Origin of the sequence: Bacillus cereus group sp. N8 (assembly GCF_016483685.1) — a bacterium.
Taxonomy (GTDB): Bacteria; Bacillota; Bacilli; order Bacillales; family Bacillaceae_G; genus Bacillus_A; species Bacillus_A proteolyticus.
In genome coordinates this window covers 1-243 of sequence record NZ_JAEHBK010000205.1, presented here as the reverse complement: position 1 = coordinate 243, position 243 = coordinate 1, and the positions used below count along the sequence as shown (strand labels likewise).

The window sequence follows — 243 nt, the reverse complement described above, 5'->3', positions numbered from 1 at the left end:
CCCCCCCCCCCCCCCCCCCCCCCCGCCCCCCCCCCCCGCCCCCCCCCCCCCGCCCTATTTGTCCCAAGGGCTCGCCCGGTTCCAACCGTGCCACTGGTGCCACTGGACCTCAAGGTGGTCAAGGTAACACGGGTGCTACTGGACCTCAAGGTGGTGAAGGTAAAACTGGGGCTACTCGCGCGCCTGATGCGAATGGTGAACAGCGGGGTGCGGGGGAGGAAAATGCTCAGGGGGGGGGGGGGG

Annotated in this window: 1 pseudogene; it reads left to right on the top strand. The window is 70.8% G+C overall.

What is annotated here, in order from left to right:
* Positions 1-243, top strand: a pseudogene (locus JDS80_RS31010) (collagen-like protein); the annotation flags it as partial.